We start from the raw sequence: 22,181 nt of genomic DNA on the forward strand, positions 1-22,181 counted from the left end.
GTATTTAATCTGTAAAAGTCAAATATAGATTTTTTTCTGAAAAAATGTTTGTCTGAATCAAGATTTACAGGATTTAAGGATTTGCAGGATTGGGGTCTGCTGCGACAGGTTGCAACCCAACACTGTCAGCTCAAGGTATAACATTCCCGATTTGTCATCTCGACAGAATGGAGAGATCTGGATTAAATTAGAGCAACGGCGCAATTTCAGGTTTTTCCCCAGGGTCGAAATGACAGGAAAACACTTATGTTCACGAAATCGGATCGCCCCTACAGGACACAATCCTGTTAATCCTTAAATTCTGTAAATCCTTGGGGTAGGGGCCCTATATTTAGATTCAGACAAAAAAGCCTGCCCCGTTTCCGGAACAGGCTTTTAAAATCAGGCAGGTTATACCTTATACCTTCACATAGATCTTTTTCCTGTCCATCCAGAAGCCAACCACCCACATGGTTAGCATGTAAGCCAGCGCGAACAGGAGCGAGGCCGTCTCCCCCTCTGACCAACTCAGGAACAGGTGGGTATAGAGCCACTTCTGCAAACTCATGTCATCAATTCTAATGAAGTTAAGTAGCTTGATGACCAGTGTGGCGAAGGCGAAAATAAAGAGCGGATTTTTACCAAAGGCTTCGAAAAAATAAGACCACTTCACAAAACCCAGCACTTCGATAACCAGCATCAGCGCAGCTATCAGCATCACGCTCAGGCCAACCGAGTGCAGCACGTAGGAGCTTGTCCAGATGGGCTTGTTGATCGGGAAGGCGAAGTCCCATACAAAGGCAATGGCCACCAGCGCGGCACCAGCCAGATTAAGCTTGAAGACCGTGCTCAGGTTGTTGCCGTTTTTCTGAATGAACAGACCGGCAAAGTAACCTGCCAGCACATTCACAGCGGCAGGGAGCGTACTCAGCAACCCTTCCGGATCGAACGGTAGGCCGAAGCCTTTGTAGAGGTTTGCCTCTGGTATGATCAGGTCGTCGAACTTGCGGGCGGCATTACCAGCGAGGCTATACGGATCAGCGGAATCACCGAAGAAATACATGACAGCCCAGTAGCCCAATAGCACGACCACGCTGAAGATGGCAGCCCCTCTCAACTTGAGGTAATGCACCGCCAGCGATGCGATGAAATAACAAAGCGCGATACGCTGCAGTACGCCCATAATACGAACAGCAGTGAAATCTTTCATCACAATAGTACCCTCCGGATCACGCGTGATAAAGGGGAAGAGGTTGAGGAATAGGCCGATCAGGAAAATAAGGGCGGTGCGCTTGAAAACTTTGCGCAGGAACACGCTGTCGGGTTGCGTTTCGAACTTGCGCATGCTAAAGCTCATGGCATTGCCCACCACAAACAGGAAAGACGGAAACACCAGATCGGTGACCGTGAAGCCGTGCCAGGCCGCATGCTTGAAGGGCGCGTAAATGCTGCCCCAACTGCCGGGATTGTTCACGACGACCATCAAGGCAATGGTGAGGCCGCGGAGAACGTCGAGTGAGAGGTAGCGCTTATACGTTTGAGATCTGAGTAAACCAGCATCTGTCAGGGGAGAGGCTGTCGAGAGTTTAGTCATGTGTAGAAGGCGGTTAAGGTATAGCGTATATCCTACAGGTATAAAAATATAGCTGTCCCGCTGCTGGCAGGACGGCTATACCTTCGTCCGTTACTTCACGGATGCCTCAGCAGGCTGTTTGTTTTTGCTCTTATCCAGGGCGTCGTACACCACTTGCAGCACGTTGGTGCGGGTGTTGAGTTTGCCGAGCTTGCTGTTCTCGCGGGTCGGGTTCACGCGGTTGCTCAGGAACACGTACACGAGGTTGTTCACCGGGTCGATCCAGGTATAGGTGCCCGTAAAGCCGGAATGTCCAAAGCTTTCCACAGGGGCGCTTGGGGCAGCGTTGCTGTTCTGCTCACCTGGCTTTGCCGGGCGGTCGAAGCCGATGGCGCGGTAGTTGCCCTGGTCACAGAACTGGCACTGGCTGTATTCCTTCACCACATTCTCGGCGATGTAGCGCTTGTTGGCGTATAGGCCGTCGTTCAGGTATAGGTGCATGAGTTTGGCTACGTCGTTGGAGTTGCCAAACAAACCCGCGTGGCCGCTAACACCACCCAGCATGGCAGCGCCCTCGTCGTGCACCGTGGCGTGCAGCAATTGCTTACGGAAGTGCGGCTCAAATTCAGTCGGAACAACACGGGATGCTGGATAATGCTTGTAGGGGTTGAATGTGAGCGTTGTCGCGCCCAGCGGTTTGTAGATGGAGTGCTGCAGGTATGTCTCAAAGCCTACACCGGTGATATTCTCTACTACCTTTGGGGCCAGAATAAACGACAGGTCGCTGTACACATAACCCGGCTTTTCGTTCAGCGGCGACTCCATGATCTCTTTGTAAATCTTATCGGCGTACTTGCGGTGGATGTACAGGTTGTTGGCCACTTTGATCGGGAACCTCCTGGTAGAATCCGTCTTGAAAGTGCGCCACTTGAAGTTGCCGTTTTTCTTCACTGTCTCTTTCCAGAACGGAATCCAGGACTTGAGACGGGCCTGATGCGTTAGAATGTCGCGGTAGTTCAGGTCGGCTTTGTTCGTGCCAGCCGCCATTGGCAGATAGGTACCTAACGTCTTGTTTTCGTCGAAACGCCCTTCGCCTTTCAAACGCATGAGTGCGGCCATCGAGGTGCTGATCTTGGTGACAGAAGCCAGGTCGTACAGGTCGTCGATTCGGACCGGTTGAGCTTTGTCGTAGGTATGGTGACCGAAGGCTTTGTGATAGATCACTTTGCCGTCTTTTGCTACCAGCACCTGCGCACCCGGCGCGGCTTCCTCACGAATAGCCTGGTGCACGAGCGAGTCTATACCTGCCAGGTCTTGTGATTTGATGCCTACGGCTTCGGGCATAGCGTAAGCCATGCGCCAGCCGCCGCGCGTCAGCAGACCATCATCAATCTTGAAGTTATTACTCACCGTAACCGGCAGTTTTCCTGTCGCGCCTATACCTCCGAAAATCATTTGCGAAACAAGGTCCTGCGTGGTGGCATTCTCCTGATAAGCGGCGATCACGGCATCGGCTTTGTCGAGGCTTTCCATTTCGGCAAGGCTATACACGTTGCCAAACACACTCACGATGGTTTTCTTGTTGCGGATAAGTTCTTTGAGGAACAGATTCATTTCGGCAGTGATACCGAAATTGCTACTGCCTGCCTTGAGCTGCAGCGAGTGCACACCTGCGATGATGAGGTTGTAATCCTTCAGTTTTTCCTTCATCGCCCACAGCTCTTCAATGGAGTTGGTCGGTTGCAGGAAGAAGGTGTCTACCTGGGTATAGCGGGCCAGATCACGCTGGAAAGCGGTTGCTTTTTTTGTGCCAATTGCCAATGCCGCTACTTTTAATGTGTCGAGTGTTTGGATCGGCAGGATGTGGTTTTTGTTACGCAACAGCGTGAGCGAGGCCTCTGTCAGCTGGCGGTTGAGGTGCTGCGCATGCGGGTTATTCAGGTCGGCAACCAGGTTTTTGGTTTCAATCGGCTCCCATTTGTCGAGGCCCACCCATTGCTTGGCGGCCAGTACTTTGCGAACGCGGGCATCGATCTCAGCCTGCGTGATCTCTTTGTTGGCAATGGCTTTCTTCACTTCTTCAATGGTCGTTTTTACGTCCATGGTGTTGAGCAGGACATCATTACCAGCCAACAGAGCTTTCACATCCACAATGCCCGGCGGATAGAACTTAGCCACCCCCTGCATGTTGAGTGCGTCGGTAAACACGAGTCCTTTGTAGTTCAGCTCCTTCTTAAGCAGGTCCGTTACGATTGGCTTGGATAGGGTAGAGGCCAGGTTGGGTGTGTTGTCAAGCACAGGTATGTTCATGTGCGCCACCATGACGCTGCCCAGGCCTCTGTCCATCAGTTTGCGGAATGGGTATAGCTCGGTGGAGTCGAGGCGGATGCGGGAGAAGTTGATCAGCGGCAGCCCGTAGTGCGAGTCCACGTTTGTGTCGCCGTGGCCCGGGAAATGCTTGGCGCTCGCAATAATGTGGTTGTCCTGCATACCCTGCATATAGGCCAGTGATTTGCTGGCCACATTGTATTTGTTTTCGCCGAAAGAGCGGAAACCGATCACCGGGTTGTTGGCGTTGTTGTTGATGTCCACGGTCGGGGCGAAGTTTACGTGCACACCCAGTCGCTTGCACTGGCGGGCAATCTCGGCCCCCATTTCATAGATCAGCCTTTCGTTGTCGATACCGCCCAGCGCCATCTGGTATGGGAAACGAACCGTGCTGTCGAGGCGCATGGCCAATCCCCACTCGCCGTCAATGGATACCATCAGCGGCACTTTGCTTTCCTGCTGGTAGCGGTTGGTCATTTTGGCCTGGCGTACCGGGCCACCCTGGAAGAAAATAACACCCCCTACTTTATAAGTTTTAATGATGTTGCTGATCGAGTCGATGTGCGCCTGGTTCTTGTTGGAGTACACCGGAATCATGATGAGCTGCGCGATGCGCTCTTCCGGTGTCAGGGTTTTCATCACGGAATTGACCCAGCGTTGGTTGGTAAGTTGCAGGAAGTCAGCGTCGCGGCCGGGCATAAAAGTGGCTGCGCTGGCTTTTTTAGCAGCGGCTTTGCCGGAGTTTGCTTTGTTGGTCTGGCCCTGTAGGGTGTTTGCGCTGAAAATCAGCAACAGCACAAAGGCCAGCGAGAAGTAGTGATAAGGTTTCAAAGTGATTTAGGTTAATTTTATATCAGATACACTGCAATTTAACAGAATTCGGGGTAATGTATTTTTATTTGCGGTATTTTTTTAAATTCCTGCAAATAAAAGCAATATTAGGGGCGTCATCAGAATTTGATTTGAATTTATATATTTACTTCATAAGTAAAAAATACATGAAGCGTCTTTCCGTTCAGTTACTTAGTCTTTTGCTGTGCTGCGCCGCCTTTGCCAGCTGTACTACTAACCCGTATGCCGCCACCAACAAGTCGTATAAGAAGCAGGCCAAAGCCTATGCCAAATCGCTGCGTGCTATACCTGCCGCCCCGACCGGCGAGTATACCTATCCGCAAGGCGACCATTGGGTGGGAACCACCAACTTCAACCTACGCAAACCAAATTATGTGATCATTCACCACACGGCCCAAAACTCCACCGAGCAAACCCTGAAGACGTTCACCATGCCGTCCACCAAAGTGAGCTCGCACTACGTGATTGGCCGCGATGGCAAGGTATACCAGATGTTACACGACCACATGCGCGCCTGGCACGGCGGGGCAGCCAAGTGGGGCAACAACACCGATCTCAATTCTTCTTCCATCGGTATAGAACTCGACAACAACAGCTCCGAGCCTTTTCCGGAGGAGATGATCACCAGCCTGATCGCTGTATTGGGCAAGCTTAAAAAAGAACACGGTATACCTACTGAGAACTTCGTTGGCCACGCTGACATCGCCCCGGTGCGCAAAGTAGACCCGAGTCCGCTGTTCCCCTGGAAGACGCTGGCCGACAACGGCTTTGGGCTGTGGTATGACGAAGATGTGCTGGATAAGGAACAAGTGCTGCGCGAAGTGCCTGTTGGAGGAGAGAATGACACAACTCCTTTGCTCGTGATGGAGACAGTGCCGAAGTACACGCTGCCTGAGCACTTTAACCCACTCGACGCCCTGCGCATTATCGGCTACGATGTGCGTAATCCGGAGGCGGCCGTGCGTGCCTTCAAGATTCACTTCATCCAGACCGATGTTAATGCGCCACTGACGGAGGATGAGAAACTGATTCTGTATAACCTGTATCAGAAGTATTTGTAAATTGGGATATTAAACCGACGCACCTTGATTATGACCAAACCCCCACTCACCCGCTATACCTTGCGACTCATCCCTTACCTCAGCCTGCTCTTCCTATTCGGCTGTGGAGCGGCCAAACCTGTGGCGGAAGCGCCTGCGCCTTACGGACCGGCGGAGATTCAGCGACAGGTGATGGAGGTAGCGGCTTTGCAGCAAAGTTTTGTGGGCTTTGTGCTGTATGACCCGGAACTGGGCAAGGCAGTGGTGGAGCACAACGCCGATAAGTATTTTGTGCCGGCTTCCAACACGAAGCTGTTTACGTTTTATGCGGCTTCCAAAATGCTGGGCGACTCTATACCTGCGCTCAAGTACGTGGCCAAAGGCGACTCGCTGCTCTTCTGGGGTACCGGCGACCCGACCTTCACGCACATGGACCTGCAGAACAACATCGCCTACGACTTTCTGAAAAACCGCAAGGAGAAACTCTACTACATCGAGGCACCCATGACCAGCACGCCCTTCGCCACCAACTGGGGCTGGGATGACTACAATTACTACTACCAACCGGAGCGCAGCCCTTTCCCGGTTCACGGCAACATCGTGAAATTCAAAAAAGACAGCACCACGACCTATACCACCACGCCGTCTTTCTTCAAAAAGCACGTTAAGCCCGATACCTCCAAAAATGCGCACCGTGACACCTTCCGCAGGGCTTGGCGCACCAACGACATTGCTTACAACCCGAAGCGTGCTGCTGTTGCCTTCTCGCAGGAAGTGCCATTTATCACCTCCCCTGAGCTGACGGTGCAGCTACTCGCCGACACGCTGAAGCGCCCCGTGAAACTGGTGAAGCGGCCTATACCTGCCAATGCCAAAACACTTTATGGTCTGCCTGCCGATACCGTATTCAAACGCATGCTGCAGGTAAGCGACAACCTGATGGCCGAGCAATTGCTGGTTTTGAGCTCCGGCACTTTGTCTGACACGCTGTCGGTAGAACGGGCCATCAAACACGCTATGAAAACCTACCTGTCTGATTTGCCGGACGCACCGGTATGGATAGACGGCTCGGGCCTCTCGTCCATGAATATGTTCACGCCACGCAGCATTATTGCCCTTTTGCAGAAAATGCATGCCGAACGCCCACGGGGAAAATTACTTCCTATGCTGGCAGTAGGCGGCAGACCGGGTACTTTCCGGAACATTTACAAAGCCGATGTGCCGTTTGTCTTCGGTAAGTCTGGCACACTCTCGCACGTTCACAACCAAAGCGGGTACATCCTCACGAAGAGCGGGAAATTGTTGCTATACAGTTTTATGAACAACAACTTTAAAACATCCTCGTCTGAAATCAGAAGCGCCATGGAACGTATTATGACGGAGGTGCATGAGAAGTATTAATATAAACAGGAAGCCCTCGCTTGCGTGAGCAGAGTAAACAAAGAAATAACAACCAACAATTACAACCCATACCTGACCACACAAACAGATAGATACTATGGTGAAACTAACGATACGCTCCTTTGACCTGCCGCTGCGGCATACCTTTACCATTTCCTACGACTCGCGCGACGTGCAGCCGACCCTGATTGTCGAGCTGCAGCATGGCGAGCACAAGGGTTATGGCGAGGCCACCAGCAATCCGTACTATGGCTTCACCATCGAGAGTATGACCGAAGCGCTGGAGAACATCCGTGAGCAAATCGAGTCTGCCGATCTGACTTCGCCAGAGGAGTTCTGGGCACAGATGCAGCCTTTGCTGGCTGATAATCCGTTTGCCCTGTGTGCGCTGGATTTGGCAGCAAACGACCTGTTCGGCAAAATGAAAGGGCAGCCGCTCTACAAAATCTGGGGGCTCGAGGCAAAGAACATGCCGCTCACGAACTATACGATCGGCATCGACACGGTGGACAACATGGTGAAAAAGCTGCAGGAAATGCCCTGGCCGCTTTACAAAATCAAGCTGGGCACCAAAGAAGATGTAGCTATCATCAAAGAGCTGCGCAAGCATACCGACGCGATTTTCCGTGTAGACGCCAACTGCGCATGGGGTGTGGAGGAAACCATTGAGAACTCAAAGCAACTCAAAGAGTTAGGTGTGCAGTTTATCGAACAGCCCATGAAAGCCGATGATCTGAAAGGCATGAAACAGGTATACGAGCGCTCCGAACTGCCCCTGATTGCCGACGAAAGCTGCATCACCGAATCCGATGTAGCCAAGTGCCATGGTCTGTTCCACGGCGTCAATATCAAACTGGTGAAGTGCGGCGGCCTGACGCCTGCCCGCCGTATGATTGCTGAAGCGAAGAGTTTGGGTATGAAAGTGATGGTGGGTTGCATGACTGAATCCAGCATAGGTATATCGGCCATCGCACAGCTGCTGCCTATGCTCGACTACGTGGACATGGACGGTGCCCTGTTGCTGAGCAAGGACATCGCCACGGGGGTGACCATTGAGCAAGGAAAGGTGAGCTACAGTGAAAACGTAAACGGCACTGGTGCCACTCTGATAGGGTAATGGCGAATAAGGTATACACAGACCAACTGCCGGGTCGTACCTTGGTGGTAAATGGAGAGGAGTTCCTGTTTTTCAGCGGGACGTCCTACCTGGGTATACCTGTCAACGAACAATTCAGAAATTGCGTGCTGGAAGGGATGGCCCGCTACGGCACCAACTACTCCAGTTCACGCAACTCCAACCTGCAGCTGCGAGTGTTCGAGGAAGCAGAGGATTATCTGGCAACCTATACAGGATCTGAAGCCGCCTTCACCATGTCGTCAGGTTATCTGGCGGGTCAGGCGCTGGTGCAAACCTTGCAGGGAAGTGGATATTTTATCTATGCCCCCAACACGCACCCGGCCCTTTGGCGCAGCACCGCCGACGAAGTTATCGGCGACTACGATGCCTGGGTTGGACCCATGCTGGAGCAAGTGCAGGGTTCGAAGGAGGAGCATATCATACTTGTCTGCAACTCCCTCGATCCGCTCAAGGCCCGTAACCATGGGTTCAGCTGGCTAAGCGCTTTGCCAACCGACAAGCAAATTACCCTGGTTGTGGACGATTCGCATGGCTTTGGCGTGACGGGAGAAGACGGGGCTGGCATTTTCGCACAGCTAAAGGCTCGGCTGCAACCGAACGTGCGGTTGGTGGTGGCGAGCTCGATGGGCAAAGCTTTGGGTATACCTGCCGGCATGGTGCTGGGTGATAAAGCGTTAATAGATAAGCTGCGCCACAGTCATTATTTCGGCGGCGCTTCCCCGGCTATACCTGCCTATTTGTATGCTTTTCTGCGTTGTGAAACCGTTTTCAAAGAAGCCCGGCAAAAGCTGTTTTCGAATATTGAGTATTTTCTGAAGCATTTGGAGCACCCAGCGCAATTCAGTTACTTTGACAGATATCCGGTATTCGGGGTACACGAGCATCGCTTAGCGGCATACTTGCAGGAGCGTGGGGTCATCATTTCCAGTTTTCGGTATCCGACACCTGCGGATGACCCGATTACACGGGTTATTTTGAGTAGTGCGCATACGGAAGGGGATATTCAGCGAATAACGGGGTTGATTAATGAGTTTGTAAAGGTATAGCTGATACCTAATTGTAGCAATGGCAGTTTTGTCTGTCAACTAACCTTGTTTCATAGCTTCGCCTGTGCGGCGGGCACCTACTTTTTTTCTTGACAAAAAAAGTAAGCAAAAAAGTCAAGACGATTTTAAACTCGCTGACCGCTCAAACACAAAATCGTCGGTGGTGCAACTGGCTCAAGCTGTTCATTTCATAGCATGCGTGCAAGTTAGTCTTCTAATGTGTACTGTACCGGTGGTGTATGCTATAGAGCTTAAATCTGGTAACCGGTAACAGCGGAAAATTCCCCTATTGGGGTAGGGGCTCGCTAGAAAGAAAGGGGTAGGGGTATGTTAATTCAAGTTATATCCCACACAGATGCTATTGAATCTATACCCAGTCCTTGGGTGGGGGTAGGGGCCCTCGAAAAAGAGCGTCTTGTAGGTTTCCGGTATCGCGCAGCGATATTGCGACCGTCAGGGTAGCAAAGGAAAGATACACAGCGCGATGCCAAAGGACGATGCCCCGCGGCTTTGAGCGCATCAAATAAGAAATGAAATAATAGGTGTAATAGCACTGGATAGGCTGATACTAAAAGGAAAGACTTTATAGCTCAAGCAACAGTTAATTTAAACAAAAGATCCCTTTACAGGAAACCGTCTACTTTATGGAAGAAACCACTACCCCAGCACCCCTCATCACCAACGATGCCGTTGTGCTGGGCATCCTCGTCGTCATCCTCGCCATCATTTTCAAAACTGCCTCCAGCGATAGGGCCGTATTCCGGAAATTCTACTCGGTAGTGCCTGCGCTGTTGCTGTGCTACCTCATTCCGAGCTTACTCAACTCACTCAATATTATCTCCGGCGAAAAATCTGCGCTGTATGGTGTCGCGTCAAGGTATCTGTTGCCGGCGAGTTTGGTGCTGTTCACCATCAGCCTCGACTTAAAGGAGATCTGGAAGCTGCGTCACAAAGCAGGGCTCATGTTCATTACAGGTACGGTCGGCATTATGCTAGGCGGTCCGCTGGCGATACTCATCGTCTCCACTTTTGCTCCTGATATTGTGGGTGGGCAAGGACCTGATGCCGTGTGGCGGGGGCTAACCACCATAGCCGGCAGCTGGATCGGGGGCGGTGCCAACCAGTTGGCGATGTTTGAAGTGTTTAAGCCTAGCCCCAATCTGTTCTCTGCCGTAATCGCCGTAGATGTGATCGTGGCCAATGTCTGGATGGCAGTGTTGCTGTACGGAGCCGGTAAATCAGACCGGGTGGATAAATTCTTCAAAGCGGACAGCTCTGCCGTAGAGAACCTGAAAAATAAGATCGAGCGCTACCGTCAAAGCATTATGCGGGTTCCTTCGCTGCCCGACATCATGCTGATAGCGGGTATTGGGTTTGGCCTGACGGGCTTAGCGCATTTATTATCTGATATGATTGCACCCTGGATCCAAACAAACGCTCCGAATTTAGCCCGTTTCAGCCTCACGTCCGGCTTCTTCTGGCTGGTAGTGCTGGCCACAACTTTTGGCATGCTGCTGTCCACTACCAGGGCTCGCAACCTGGAAGGTGCCGGAGCCTCGCGTGTGGCAAGTGCCTTTCTATACATACTGGTGGCCACCATCGGTATGCAGATGGACGTGACAGCCATTGTTAGTCAGCCTGGCCTGTTCCTGGTGGGATTAATCTGGATTTCTATGCACATGCTGCTGCTCTTTATCGTGGGCAAGCTCATCAAAGCGCCGTTTTTCTTCTTGGCAGTGGGCAGTCAGGCCAATGTGGGCGGTGCTGCTTCGGCTCCAATTGTGGCTGCGGCGTTTCATCCGGCCCTGGCGCCGGTGGGCGTACTACTCTCGATCCTGGGATATGCAGTGGGAACCTACGGCGCTTACATATCAGGTATACTGATGCAGTTGGTTGCCCCCGAATAGCGAATTTTTATAACGCGATAAGTGTTTAGTGTATAATGTTTCATCAAGGGCCTTGTGCGAACGATGCTATTTAGAACCAATACTATGATTAAAAATAACCCGCTTGTGCTGTTGCTTTTACTGGTGCTGTCTTCCTGCGCCGGTATGCAAAGCACACCTTCCGAGTCTACTGTTGCGACCAACACAGCAGTTGCTGCCTCTCCTGCGCAAACATATATCGATGCCGTGCGCCAGCAGTTTGCTCCTGATAAGCGTGTGGCGCTGTTTGATGTTGAGACTAGTGGCAGTGTGCTGCGCGGCGAAACCAACATACCCGAAGCGAAAACCGATCTGCTGAAGCGACTGCAAGCAGCCAATGTGTCGTTTGTGGACAGCATTCAGGTATTGCCGGAAAGCGAACTGGAAGGCAAAAACTTTGCGATCGTGACGATCTCGGTAGCTAACCTGCGCTCACAGCCAAAGCACTCAGCCGAACTGGCCACACAGGCCACCATGGGTACGCCGCTACAGGTATGGAAAAAGCAGGACGGCTGGTACCTGGTGCAGACACCTGACCAGTACCTGGCCTGGGTTGATTATGGCGGTATTGCACTGATGGACCAAGCCGCTTTCACCAATTGGCAGCAAGGCAAAAAGCTCATCTACACCAAGACCTACGGCTTTGCCCATGCCACGCCCGACAGAAAGGCCACCACCGTTTCGGATATGGTGTATGGCGATGTGATGGTGCTGAAAAACAAGACGAAAGATTTTTATGAGGTCATGTTCCCGGATGGCCGCACAGGCTATGTGTCTGCTGCTGAAGCCATGGGCTTTAAAGAATGGGTAGCAAGCCGCAAGCCTAGCGAGGAGAATCTGGTAGCGTCGAGTAAGGAGCTTTTGGGTTTGCCATACCTGTGGGGTGGCACGTCCGTGAAAGGGATGGACTGCAGTGGTTTCACCAAAACCGTTTTCTTTATGAACGGGCTGGTACTGCCGCGAGACGCTTCGCAGCAAATACATATTGGCGAACTGGTAAATACTGATAATGGCTGGGATGACCTGCGTCCGGGTGATCTGCTGTTTTTCGGCGTGCCTGCCAAAGACGGTAAGTCAGAGCGCGTAGTGCACGTAGGTATGTGGATCGGCGGTGACCAGGAGTTTATCCATTCCGCCGGCCGGGTGCGCATCAACAGCATGAATCCTTCGGCAGCCAACCACGATGCCTATGAGCTGGGCCGCTTCCTGCGTGCTAAGCGTGTTTCTCCGGAAGCAACCTTAGTGGATTTGCGTGAAAAGCCGCTTTACGAATAAGGTATAGAATCAATGCATGTGAGAGGCAGTGGCGAAAGTCACTGCCTTTTTTTATGCGTCATTTCGTGCGTAACGAGAAAGCTGTTATTAGTAATAAATCAGAAATCCCTATAATAGCTAACATCGTAATTAATTATTTTTTGATAGAATTCGAAGATGATTCATAAAATATTTTTTCAATTAAATTATGCTTTTATAAAAAAATAGCAAAAGTATTTGGTTTTGTTTGTCGAATCGCCGTATTTTATGTTATCACACGGAACAATAAGGCATGAGCGCATTCCTGGCATTGGAAGAAGGATATCTGGAGAAGCTGAACCACGTGGAGCGGAAGAAGCATCTGCAGAAGATAAAGATCGTGCGCCACCTGTATGTGAAAGGTGCACGCTCCAATGCAGAGATCTGCAATCGGTTTAGTATCAGTTCGCCAACCTCCATGGCTTTGCTCAACGAACTGCTGGCCGAAGGCCTCGTTGAAAAGCAGGGAAGAGGCGAATCGGTGGGCGGGCGCAAGCCGGAACTGTATGGGTTGCGCAACAACTCGCTTTTCGTGCTGAGCATCGAAATGGAGAAGTTCAGTACCCGCATGGCCATTTTTGATGGCAACAACCACAACATCACAGGTTCCCATACCTTCCCGATACGGCTTTCCAAAAACCTGACTGCAGTGGACGAGCTGCACCACCACGCCAATAGCCTGATCCTCTCATCAGGTATAGATACCGACAAACTGATGGGGATTGGCTTGAGTCTGCCGGGGCTTGTATCTTCCAAGGAAGGGGCCAGCTATACCTACCTGTTGACCGGGCAAAATGAAATGCCTTTGCAGGATTTGCTGGCTCTGAAATTTAACAAACCGGTCTATATCCAGAATGACGTGAAAAGCGCCACACTGGCCGAGTACCGCTTTGGCGCAGCGCAGGGCAAGCGCGACGTGTTGGTGCTCACACTGGATTGGGGTATTGGCCTGGGCGTTATCACAGACGGAAAGCTGCGCATCGGCACCTCCGGTTTTGCAGGTGAGTTCGGTCACATTCCTTTCATAGACGACGGCGTGTTGTGCCATTGCGGTAAGCGGGGCTGTTTGGAAACAGTGGCTTCGGGCAGCGCTTTGGCTCGTATGGCCCGCGAAGGGATGCAGGCTGGGCAGGAAACCTTGCTGAAGGAACTTTCGGGGCAGGAATTGGAGAAAATAGAACCGCAGGCCATTATACAGGCTGCCAACGAAGGCGATCAGTTCGCGATCAACATGCTGGCCGAAACAGGGCGTAATCTGGGCAAGGGCATTGCTATGCTGATTCAGCTTTTCAACCCGGAGCTGATCATCATTGGCGGCAAAATAGCCGAAGCGCGACAGTACATCACCACCCCGATACAGCAATCCATCAACACCTACTGCATGACGCAGCTGCGGGAGCGCACCGAGGTCGCACTGTCCCAACTGGGGCAGGAGGCAGGTATACTGGGGCCGGTGGCCACGGTGATGGAGCGCATTTTTGAGCATCGCATTGAATCAACCAAATAACGAAACACAACATCACATTATAGCACACTAGAAACTATGGCTCGATTAAATCTTCTGGAAGAAACCCGATTTGAGAAGCTTCCGGTTACCATTTACCCCGATGAGTTTGTCGCCTCCGTGAAAGTCGCCCAGCGCATTGCGGAGCTGATCAGGTATAAGCAGGGACGAAACGAGAAAGCCGTGCTGGGTCTTGCCACCGGTGCCACGCCTGTTAAGGTATACGCCGAGCTGGTGCGCCTGCACCGCGAAGAGGGCCTTAGCTTCCGCAACGTCATCACGTTCAACCTGGACGAGTACTACCCGATGCAGCCAACGGCGGTGCAGAGCTACGTGACGTTCATGAACGAGAACCTGTTCGATCACATCGACATCGACAAAAATAACGTGCATATACCGGACGGTACGCTACCGCTCGAAAGAATACATGACTACTGCCTGGAGTATGAGCGCAAAATAGAATCGCTTGGTGGCCTGGATCTTCAGATTCTGGGTATCGGCCGTACCGGTCACATCGGTTTCAACGAGCCGGGTTCTGCACCAAACTCCGGTACGCGCCTGGTTACCCTCGACGACCTGACACGCCGCGATGCCTCCCGCGACTTCGGTGGCAAGGAGAACGTGCCGCGCAAAGCCATCACCATGGGCATCGGCACCATCTTCAAAGCCCGTGAGATCATCCTGATGGCTTGGAGCGGCAAGAAAGCGCCGATTATCAAAAAAGCAGTGGAAGGGGAGATATCGAGTGATGTGCCGGCTACCTACCTGCAGCTGTCGGACAACGTGGAGTTTGTGCTGGATGTGGACGCTGCTTCGGAGCTAACCCGCTTCAACACGCCATGGCTGGTGAAGGACTGCGTGTGGGATGAAGCCCTGATCAAGAAAGCGGTGATCTGGCTGTCGGAGGAGGTGCAAAAGCCGATCCTGAAGCTGACCGAAGAAGACTACAACAACCACGGGATGGCACAGCTGGCCACCGAAAAAGGTCCGGCTTACGACATCAACATAGATATTTTCAACAAACTGCAGCGCACGATCACCGGCTGGCCTGGTGGCAAGCCGGGAGCCGATGACAGGCAGCGCCCGGAACGCGCCGAGCCGGCCCGCAAGCGTGTGGTGATCTTCTCGCCGCACCCGGATGATGATGTGATTTCGATGGGCGGGACTTTTATCCGCCTGGTAGACCAAGGGCATGACGTGCACGTGGCGTACCAAACGTCGGGCAATACCGCCGTTTGGGACGATGACGTGCTGCGTTACATGGAGTTCGCGATTGACTTCAATAACAGCATCGGGCAGGAAACCGCTCATTTGGAAGAGATATACGAGAACATGCGCACCTTCCTGGAAGACAAGCAGCCAAATCAGCTCGATTCGCAGGAGATACGGGATGTGAAAGGCTTTATCCGGAAGAGCGAGGCTATTGCAGGCGCCCGCTACGCTGGTCTGGAAGACGATCACATCCATTTCATGGCGCTGCCTTTCTACGAGACCGGTAAAACTGTGAAGAAACCGGTAACGGATATCGACGTGGAGCTCACTATGGAGTTGCTACAGAAAGTGAAGCCGCACCAGGTGTTCGCCGCCGGCGACTTTGCTGACCCGCACGGCACGCACATTGTATGCTTCAACATTATACTGACTGCCCTGTCGCGACTGCGTGAAACCGAGGAGTGGGCCAAAGATTGCTGGCTGTGGATGTACCGCGGTGCCTGGCACGAGTTTGCGACGCACGAGATCGAGATGGCCGTGCCGTTGTCGCCGCAGGAAGTGGAACGCAAGCGCAACGCCATTTTTAAGCACCAGTCGCAGAAGGACCATCCGGTGTTCCCGGGCGACGACGAGCGTGAGTTCTGGGTGCGTGCTGAGGAGCGCAACCGCGAAACCGCCAAGAGTTATGACGACCTGGGCCTTGCCAACTACGAGGCCATGGAGGCCTTTGTAAGGTGGAAGTTCTAAATTGATTTGAAACAGCTAAATTGGGGCATTCGCTCTGATTTAGCTGTTTCGTTTAATACCGCCAGTTTAGCGGTAGCGCAACTGGTGGATGGGTATGAGGCCAGTTTGTAACTGGCGTAGTGACGGCTTTTAAGGTATAGCAACCAGTGTTGTTTCATAGCTTCGCCTGTGCGGCGGGCACTCACTTTTTTTCTTGATAAAAAAAGTAAGCAAAAAAATCAAGACGATTTTAAACTCGCTGACCGCTCAAACACAAAATCGTCATTAGCGCACCTGGCTAAGGTTGTCTATTTCATAGCTGTCGTGCGAGTTACTCTTTCAATGCGTGCCAGTGGTCTGTGCTACAGGGCTTATACCTTTTAATTGGCAGCTACACAAAAGTCCCCCTTTGAAGGGGGCAGGGGGATGACAATCAGCCTTTACCATTTTTCATGAGCAACTCGAAAGTACTGGGTATAGACATCGGAGCCACTAAAATGCACGCAGGCGTGGTGCAGAACGGCAGCATTTTACAGGAAGTGAAGTTCCATACCTCGGCGCAGGCATCGCAAGCGCAGATCGTTGCGGAGCTGATTCAAGGTATAGCCCCGCTGGTAGATGCCGAGGTGACAGGTATAGGTATCGGTGTACCGGGGCTGGTGGATGAAGCGAAGGGCATGGTGTGCGATGTGCAGAATATACCTGCCTGGAAAGAAGTACACCTGAAGCAGCACCTGGAGGAGCATTTTGGCATACCGGTATACCTGAGCAACGACGCGAACTCCTTTGCCGCCGGCGAGAAAATATACGGTCAGGGCAAAGCGTTTCGTAACCTGGTCGGCATAACACTGGGCAGCGGGCTGGGCGCTGGCATCATCATCGACCATAAACTTTACTCCGGAACGCTTTCTAGTGCCGGAGAACTGGGTGGTGTGCCATACCTCGACAAAACCATAGAAGACTATTGCAGCGGCAAGTTTTTTGTGGCGGAGTACGGCATGGCGGGTGACGAGCTCTATACCCTGGCGCAACAGGGTCACGCTCCGGCGCTGGAGGCTTACAAAGTATATGGGCAGCACCTGGGTAGCGCCATCAAAGTGGTGCTATACCTGCTGTCGCCGCAGGCCATTTTCCTGGGCGGCTCCATCAGCAAGTGCTATCCTTTATTTAAAGAGACGATGCAGCAAAGTCTCGCTGACTTCCCGTTTAAAGCGGTGGCCAGTCAGTTGCATATCGGTGTTTCCGAATTGGACAATGCGGCCGTATTGGGTGCTGCGGCGCTCTTCGAACTCAAAAACCAACAGAAGCATCAACTACAATCCGCCTAGGTATGGACTTCAGAAAAAAACTACTCACCCTTGCCTTCACATTTGCCAGCATGGCAGGTATAGCCGGGCTATCGCCAGCTCAGGCGCAAGTAAAACCGGAGTCGCTGGCGCTGATACCGCAGCCCGTAAAGCTCACCACCCAAAAAGGGAGCTTCCTGGTGCAGCCGGCTACCAAAATTTATGTAGACCCCAAGAACGAGGACCTGTTGCGGGTAGGCGAGTTCCTGGCGCAGCACATTGAGCAATCGATTGGCCACAAGCCGGAGTTGCTCCAGAAAAAGCCGAAGAAAAAGGACACGAACCTGATTTACCTGACTCTCGCTACAGAGAACGATACCCTGGGCTCCGAAGGCTATACCTTGAGCGTGAACCCAAGTCGCATCACACTGGCCGCCAAAAAGGCAAACGGGACTTTTGTAGGTATACAAACTGTTCGCCAGTTGCTTCCAGCCAAAAAAACTTCACAGTCGGCGCTTATACCTGCGCTCCAGATCGTGGACAAGCCCCGCTATACCTGGCGCGGCATGCACCTCGACGTGACCCGGCATTTCTTCCCAGTGGAGTTTGTGAAGCAGTACATCGACTACCTGGCCATGCACAAGATGAACACCTTTCATTGGCACCTGACCGATGACCAGGGTTGGCGCATCGAAATAAAGAAGCACCCGAAGCTGACCGAGGTTGGTGCCTGGCGCGACAGCACCCTGATCGGACATTACTGGGATCTGCCTCAGACCTACAAAAAGCAGCGCCACGGCGGTTACTATACCCAGGAGCAAATAAAAGAAGTGGTGGCGTATGCGCATGACCGGTTTATCAACGTGGTGCCTGAGATCGAAATGCCAGGCCATGCGCTGGCGGCCCTGACGGCTTATCCGGAGCTGTCGTGTAGCGGAGGACCTCACAAAGTTGAGTCGAAGTGGGGGATTTTTCCTGACATTTTCTGCGCTGGCAATGAGCAGAGCTTCACTTTTCTGGAAGATGTGCTGACCGAGGTGATGGATCTCTTCCCGAGCAAAATCATCCATATTGGCGGCGACGAGGCACCCAAAACCCGCTGGAAGCAATGCCCGAAATGCCAAAAGCGCATCGCCGACCAGGGCCTGAAAGACGAACACGAGCTGCAGAGTTATTTCATTCAGCGGATTGAGAAATTCATGAACAAGCATGGCCGTACCATCATCGGCTGGGATGAAATCCTGGAAGGCGGCCTGGCGCCCAATGCTTACGTCATGTCGTGGCGCGGCACCAAAGGCAGTATAGCCGCCGCCAAGCAAAAGCACTACGTGGTAATGTCTCCCGGTACCCACCTGTACTTCGACCATTACCAGGGCGAACGCGACCTGGAGCCAGTTGCCATACATGGTTACAGCACATTGGAAAAGGTATATGGCTTTGAACCAACGCCCGCTGAACTTTCTGCTGAGGAAAAGAAGTACATTCTGGGAGCACAGGCCAACGTCTGGACCGAGTACATCCCCACAACAGAGCATGTCGAGTACATGGTGTTTCCGCGTATAGCCGCCCTGTCGGAAGTGCTGTGGTTGCCAGCGAAGCAAAAGGACTGGAAGAGTTTTCAGAGCCGCATGCAGGAGCAGTACAAACGCTACGAAGCGATGGGTATCAACTACTCGAAAAGCGCCTTCAATGTGCGCCAACAACTACAGGTAGACACCGCGAGTGGCGTTGCCAGAGTGACTTTCGCCACCGAAGCGGCCAATGTGAAACTGCACTATACCCTGGACGGCTCTGAGCCAACGGTCAGGTCGCAGGTATACAACGGCACATTCGCACTGAGCAAGACGGCGACCATCAAGGCGGGTGCTTTTGTGGAGGGCAAGCTGGCCGGAAAGGTGAGCACCAAGACATACGAAGCGCACAAAGCTCTGGTGAAACCGGTCACACTGGTCACACCGCCTCACCAAAGCTTCGATAACAAGCCTAAGATGGTGAACGGCCTGAACGGTTCCACTGACCAGTACGACGGCCACTGGACAGGTTTCCTGGGCACGGATATGGAAGCGATTATAGACTTGCAGAAGGTACAGCCCATCACCAGGTTGAGCACCAGTTTTATGCAAAACATCGGGTACCGTATTTTCCTGCCAACGCAGGTAGAGTATGCCGTTTCGGGAGACGGCAAGAACTACACCACCGTGGATGTGATCACCAATCCGAACCCGTTGGATGCGGAGGGCATCATGACGCATGAGGTCGCCACTACTATACCGCTCACCAGAGCCCGCTATGTGAAAGTAACGGCTAAAAACGTGGGAGTGAGCCCGGAAAAGTACCCATCTGCCGGCCAGAAAACCTGGTTGATGGTGGATGAGATTGTAGTGGAGTAACCGAAATTAGTTTTATATTGTACCTTGATCCCGGCTTAAAAAACCGCAACCAGATCTTGCACCTTATTTATACCTTAAAACAAGAATGACAAAAGTAGCCCCTTCCACAAACGACAAGACCGGGCAGATGAATGCGTCGGGCGGATACATGCGCTCGATCATTATCATCGGTTCTCTATTCTTTATCTTCGGCTTCGTCACCTGGCTGAACTCCGTACTGATTCCATACCTGAAGATCGCGTGCGAGCTGAATGATTTCCAGTCTTACCTGGTGGCTTTCGCCTTTTACATTTCCTACCTGGTGATGGCTATACCTTCGGCCTGGGTGCTGAAGAAGACGGGTTTTAAGAAAGGCATGTCGGTTGGTTTGCTCATCATGGCAGTAGGTGCCGCTATTTTCGTTCCGGCAGCCATGAGCCGTATCTACGAACTTTTCTTGCTGGGGCTGTTTGTACAGGGCACGGGTCTGGCTGTGCTTCAGACGGCGTCTAACCCTTACGTTACTATTTTAGGCCCGCTGGAGAGTGCTGCCAAGCGCATCAGTATCATGGGTATCTTCAACAAAGTGGCCGGTTCGCTGGCGCCCATCGTGCTAGGTGCTATCGTACTGTCCAATGCCGATGCGCTGGTAGATAGCCTGGGCACGATGAGCGTTGCCGAGAAAGCCGCTGAACTGGATGCGCTGGCTGCGAAAGTGATCACACCATACCTGGTTATAGTTGCGGTGTTGATCGTGCTGGCCGTGCTTATTTACTTCTCTTCACTGCCTGAAGTGGACACGGACCAGGAAGACGAAACGGTGGCTGCTGCCAATACCAATAAAAAGAGCATTCTGCAGTTTCCGCACCTGCTCCTGGGTGCATTTGCCTTATTCCTATATGTGGGCGTCGAGGTAATGGCCGGCGATACCATCATCAGCTACGCGGCCTACGGACAGGGTATCCCTTTCACAGAAGCGAAGTTCTTCACCTCTGTAACCCTGATTGCCATGATCATTGGCTACCTGATTGGCATAGTGGCCATTCCGAGGTTCATACGTCAGGAAAAGGCCTTGCAGGTTTCGGCGGTGCTGGGGGTGCTGTTCTCTATTGCCGCCATCATGACGGATGGGTACGTGTCGGTATTATCCATTGCGCTGCTAGGCTTGGCCAACGCCCTGATGTGGCCAGCCATCTGGCCGTTGGCACTGGCGGATCTGGGCAGATTTACCAAAATCGGATCTTCTTTCCTGATCATGGGTATAGCCGGTGGCGCTATTCTGCCGCTCATTTACGGTGCCCTATCTGACTCGATCAACGCGCAGCAGGCCTACTGGATCATGGTGCCATGCTACCTTTTCATTCTGTACTACGCCATTGCGGGCCACAAAATCCGGACGAAGTAATCCTAAACGGAACAAATAAAAACAGGAGCCGCTGCAAAGGGGCTCCTGTTTTTATTTAAGGTATAGCCAAAACTCTTTACACGCCCAGAAGAGGACGTAACGAAAGGTATATCGCCAATTTAGACTTTCTATATAGTATTTGGCAAGATTGTTGAGTCTTGCATGGCAGCAGTGTTGGTCACTTCTGAGCCGTCTGTAGCGGATGTGTTGTCGTCACAGGACGAGAAGAGGGCAACTATGAGTAAGGTCAGCAACACAAACCCGTATATTCTGTTCAGCATGGCTTCGCAATTTAGGTTGCGCCAGTCGGCTGGCGTTTGGTTAATTACGCATATACCGTTATGTCGGATGCACCGGCTGACATATTAATTTATGCGAAAACAGGCAGGTATAGGATGGTGCCAATTCTTTTTTAAGCTTTAATCAGAATTGCATTGCGTATAGATCAAGACTGCTTTGGATATTCAGCTGATTGTATACTTTTGTGCGGAATAAATGCGTTATCACCCTTAAATTCAATATAAACTACCATGCAAAGCCTTCGACTTTTTCTCCTGATTGTATTGTCTGTTGCCACGATGGCTTCCTGTACAACGTCCCGCAAAAAGAACAGCAATACCGGGCAGGTAATTATCATCAAGGACAGCAAGTCTGCACGCCACGGCGGCTATAAGAAAGGCTGGACCAAGAACCCGAACAATCCCCATCACCCGCACACCACTAATCCGGGCCACACCAAGCACAAGAAAGGTAAGGATGGCGGTACGGTGATCATCGTAAACAACAACACATCCGTTAAGCAGGCATCGCCGAAAGGCAAACCCGGCAAAGGCGGTCATCACAAGGATGATCACGGCAAAGGCAAAAAAGGCGGAAAGGGTAAGAATTAATGCTCCCGGAATTCATGGGGTAACTTAAGGCAAAGGCAGGTCCGGAAGGGCTTGCCTTTTTTGTGCCCTTGCGCATGATGGTTTATCGTGGAAAAAGCAGGGTTTGTATACAGAAAAGCGGGACAGGTATAAACAATCTGTGTCATGAAACTACGCTTTTTAGATGGAGAACCGTTTCCAGTTTTTACTTGTGTTGGAGGCATTTGCGCAAGCC

Annotated in this window: 14 protein-coding genes and 1 pseudogene; 12 read left to right on the plus strand and 3 right to left on the minus strand. The window is 52.0% G+C overall.

Features of this window, described 5'->3' with window-relative positions:
- Nucleotides 1-397: 397 nt before the first annotated feature.
- Nucleotides 398-1,573: an acyltransferase family protein gene (locus tag H9Q13_RS05680; RefSeq protein ID WP_191182813.1), complete on the minus strand. Its 1,176-nt coding sequence runs from the start codon at nucleotides 1,571-1,573 to the stop codon at nucleotides 398-400.
- A 90-nt stretch (nucleotides 1,574-1,663) separates the two neighbouring features.
- On the minus strand, nucleotides 1,664-4,711 hold the full coding sequence (locus tag H9Q13_RS05685) for a glycoside hydrolase family 3 N-terminal domain-containing protein (protein ID WP_191182814.1): 3,048 nt from the start codon (nucleotides 4,709-4,711) through the stop codon (nucleotides 1,664-1,666).
- A gap of 167 nt (nucleotides 4,712-4,878) precedes the next feature.
- Between H9Q13_RS05685 and H9Q13_RS05690 the strand changes: the two genes are divergently transcribed.
- From H9Q13_RS05690 to H9Q13_RS05740, 11 genes and pseudogenes are all read left to right on the plus strand, one after another.
- Complete coding sequence (locus H9Q13_RS05690) at nucleotides 4,879-5,793, plus strand: N-acetylmuramoyl-L-alanine amidase (RefSeq protein WP_191182815.1); 915 nt, start codon at nucleotides 4,879-4,881, stop codon at nucleotides 5,791-5,793.
- A 30-nt stretch (nucleotides 5,794-5,823) separates the two neighbouring features.
- Nucleotides 5,824-7,173: a D-alanyl-D-alanine carboxypeptidase/D-alanyl-D-alanine-endopeptidase gene (locus tag H9Q13_RS05695; protein ID WP_191182816.1), complete on the plus strand. Its 1,350-nt coding sequence runs from the start codon at nucleotides 5,824-5,826 to the stop codon at nucleotides 7,171-7,173.
- Nucleotides 7,174-7,270: 97 nt separating this feature from the next.
- Nucleotides 7,271-8,290 carry a dipeptide epimerase gene (locus H9Q13_RS05700; RefSeq protein WP_191182817.1) on the plus strand — a complete coding sequence of 340 codons (1,020 nt, stop codon included), beginning with the start codon at nucleotides 7,271-7,273 and terminating at the stop codon, nucleotides 8,288-8,290.
- Nucleotides 8,290-9,357: an aminotransferase class I/II-fold pyridoxal phosphate-dependent enzyme gene (locus H9Q13_RS05705; RefSeq protein ID WP_191182818.1), complete on the plus strand. Its 1,068-nt coding sequence runs from the start codon at nucleotides 8,290-8,292 to the stop codon at nucleotides 9,355-9,357. The genes H9Q13_RS05700 and H9Q13_RS05705 overlap by 1 nt, the downstream gene beginning before the upstream one ends.
- A gap of 644 nt (nucleotides 9,358-10,001) precedes the next feature.
- Nucleotides 10,002-11,264: a DUF819 family protein gene (locus tag H9Q13_RS05710; RefSeq protein WP_191182819.1), complete on the plus strand. Its 1,263-nt coding sequence runs from the start codon at nucleotides 10,002-10,004 to the stop codon at nucleotides 11,262-11,264.
- Nucleotides 11,265-11,348: 84 nt separating this feature from the next.
- Nucleotides 11,349-12,557 carry a C40 family peptidase gene (locus H9Q13_RS05715; protein ID WP_191182820.1) on the plus strand — a complete coding sequence of 403 codons (1,209 nt, stop codon included), beginning with the start codon at nucleotides 11,349-11,351 and terminating at the stop codon, nucleotides 12,555-12,557.
- A gap of 271 nt (nucleotides 12,558-12,828) precedes the next feature.
- Nucleotides 12,829-14,082, plus strand: a complete 1,254-nt coding sequence (locus H9Q13_RS05720; RefSeq protein WP_191182821.1) for an ROK family transcriptional regulator — start codon at nucleotides 12,829-12,831, stop codon at nucleotides 14,080-14,082.
- A gap of 27 nt (nucleotides 14,083-14,109) precedes the next feature.
- Nucleotides 14,110-16,038 (plus strand): annotated as a pseudogene (gene nagB / locus H9Q13_RS05725) (glucosamine-6-phosphate deaminase); the annotation flags it as partial.
- A 431-nt stretch (nucleotides 16,039-16,469) separates the two neighbouring features.
- On the plus strand, nucleotides 16,470-17,345 hold the full coding sequence (locus H9Q13_RS05730; protein ID WP_191182823.1) for an ROK family protein: 876 nt from the start codon (nucleotides 16,470-16,472) through the stop codon (nucleotides 17,343-17,345).
- Between the two features lie 2 nt (nucleotides 17,346-17,347).
- Nucleotides 17,348-19,693 carry a glycoside hydrolase family 20 protein gene (locus H9Q13_RS05735; RefSeq protein ID WP_191182824.1) on the plus strand — a complete coding sequence of 782 codons (2,346 nt, stop codon included), beginning with the start codon at nucleotides 17,348-17,350 and terminating at the stop codon, nucleotides 19,691-19,693.
- A gap of 85 nt (nucleotides 19,694-19,778) precedes the next feature.
- On the plus strand, nucleotides 19,779-21,077 hold the full coding sequence (locus H9Q13_RS05740) for a sugar MFS transporter (RefSeq protein WP_191182825.1): 1,299 nt from the start codon (nucleotides 19,779-19,781) through the stop codon (nucleotides 21,075-21,077).
- Between the two features lie 128 nt (nucleotides 21,078-21,205).
- On the opposite strand, the gene H9Q13_RS05745 is transcribed toward H9Q13_RS05740, so the two are convergent.
- Nucleotides 21,206-21,358, minus strand: a complete 153-nt coding sequence (locus tag H9Q13_RS05745; RefSeq protein WP_191182826.1) for a hypothetical protein — start codon at nucleotides 21,356-21,358, stop codon at nucleotides 21,206-21,208.
- Nucleotides 21,359-21,607: 249 nt separating this feature from the next.
- Between H9Q13_RS05745 and H9Q13_RS05750 the strand changes: the two genes are divergently transcribed.
- Nucleotides 21,608-21,967, plus strand: coding sequence for a hypothetical protein (locus H9Q13_RS05750; RefSeq protein ID WP_191182827.1), 360 nt, complete (start codon nucleotides 21,608-21,610; stop codon nucleotides 21,965-21,967).
- Nucleotides 21,968-22,181 lie beyond the last annotated feature (214 nt).

Origin of the sequence: Pontibacter aquaedesilientis (genome assembly GCF_014773225.1) — a bacterium.
In the GTDB taxonomy this organism is placed as follows: Bacteria; Bacteroidota; Bacteroidia; order Cytophagales; family Hymenobacteraceae; genus Pontibacter; species Pontibacter aquaedesilientis.

Excerpts from the sequence above, each read along its gene's own strand:
- H9Q13_RS05710 (WP_191182819.1), top strand. The coding sequence starts at position 10,002 with ATGGAAGAAACCACTACCCCAGCACCCCTCATCACCAACGATGCCGTT.
- H9Q13_RS05695 (WP_191182816.1), top strand. The coding sequence starts at position 5,824 with ATGACCAAACCCCCACTCACCCGCTATACCTTGCGACTCATCCCTTAC.
- H9Q13_RS05680 (WP_191182813.1), bottom strand. The coding sequence starts at position 1,573 with ATGACTAAACTCTCGACAGCCTCTCCCCTGACAGATGCTGGTTTACTC.
- H9Q13_RS05735 (WP_191182824.1), top strand. The coding sequence starts at position 17,348 with ATGGACTTCAGAAAAAAACTACTCACCCTTGCCTTCACATTTGCCAGC.
- H9Q13_RS05750 (WP_191182827.1), top strand. The coding sequence starts at position 21,608 with ATGCAAAGCCTTCGACTTTTTCTCCTGATTGTATTGTCTGTTGCCACG.
- H9Q13_RS05715 (WP_191182820.1), top strand. The coding sequence starts at position 11,349 with ATGATTAAAAATAACCCGCTTGTGCTGTTGCTTTTACTGGTGCTGTCT.
- H9Q13_RS05700 (WP_191182817.1), top strand. The coding sequence starts at position 7,271 with ATGGTGAAACTAACGATACGCTCCTTTGACCTGCCGCTGCGGCATACC.
- H9Q13_RS05730 (WP_191182823.1), top strand. The coding sequence starts at position 16,470 with ATGAGCAACTCGAAAGTACTGGGTATAGACATCGGAGCCACTAAAATG.
- H9Q13_RS05720 (WP_191182821.1), top strand. The coding sequence starts at position 12,829 with ATGAGCGCATTCCTGGCATTGGAAGAAGGATATCTGGAGAAGCTGAAC.
- H9Q13_RS05690 (WP_191182815.1), top strand. The coding sequence starts at position 4,879 with ATGAAGCGTCTTTCCGTTCAGTTACTTAGTCTTTTGCTGTGCTGCGCC.
- H9Q13_RS05745 (WP_191182826.1), bottom strand. The coding sequence starts at position 21,358 with ATGCTGAACAGAATATACGGGTTTGTGTTGCTGACCTTACTCATAGTT.
- H9Q13_RS05705 (WP_191182818.1), top strand. The coding sequence starts at position 8,290 with ATGGCGAATAAGGTATACACAGACCAACTGCCGGGTCGTACCTTGGTG.
- H9Q13_RS05740 (WP_191182825.1), top strand. The coding sequence starts at position 19,779 with ATGACAAAAGTAGCCCCTTCCACAAACGACAAGACCGGGCAGATGAAT.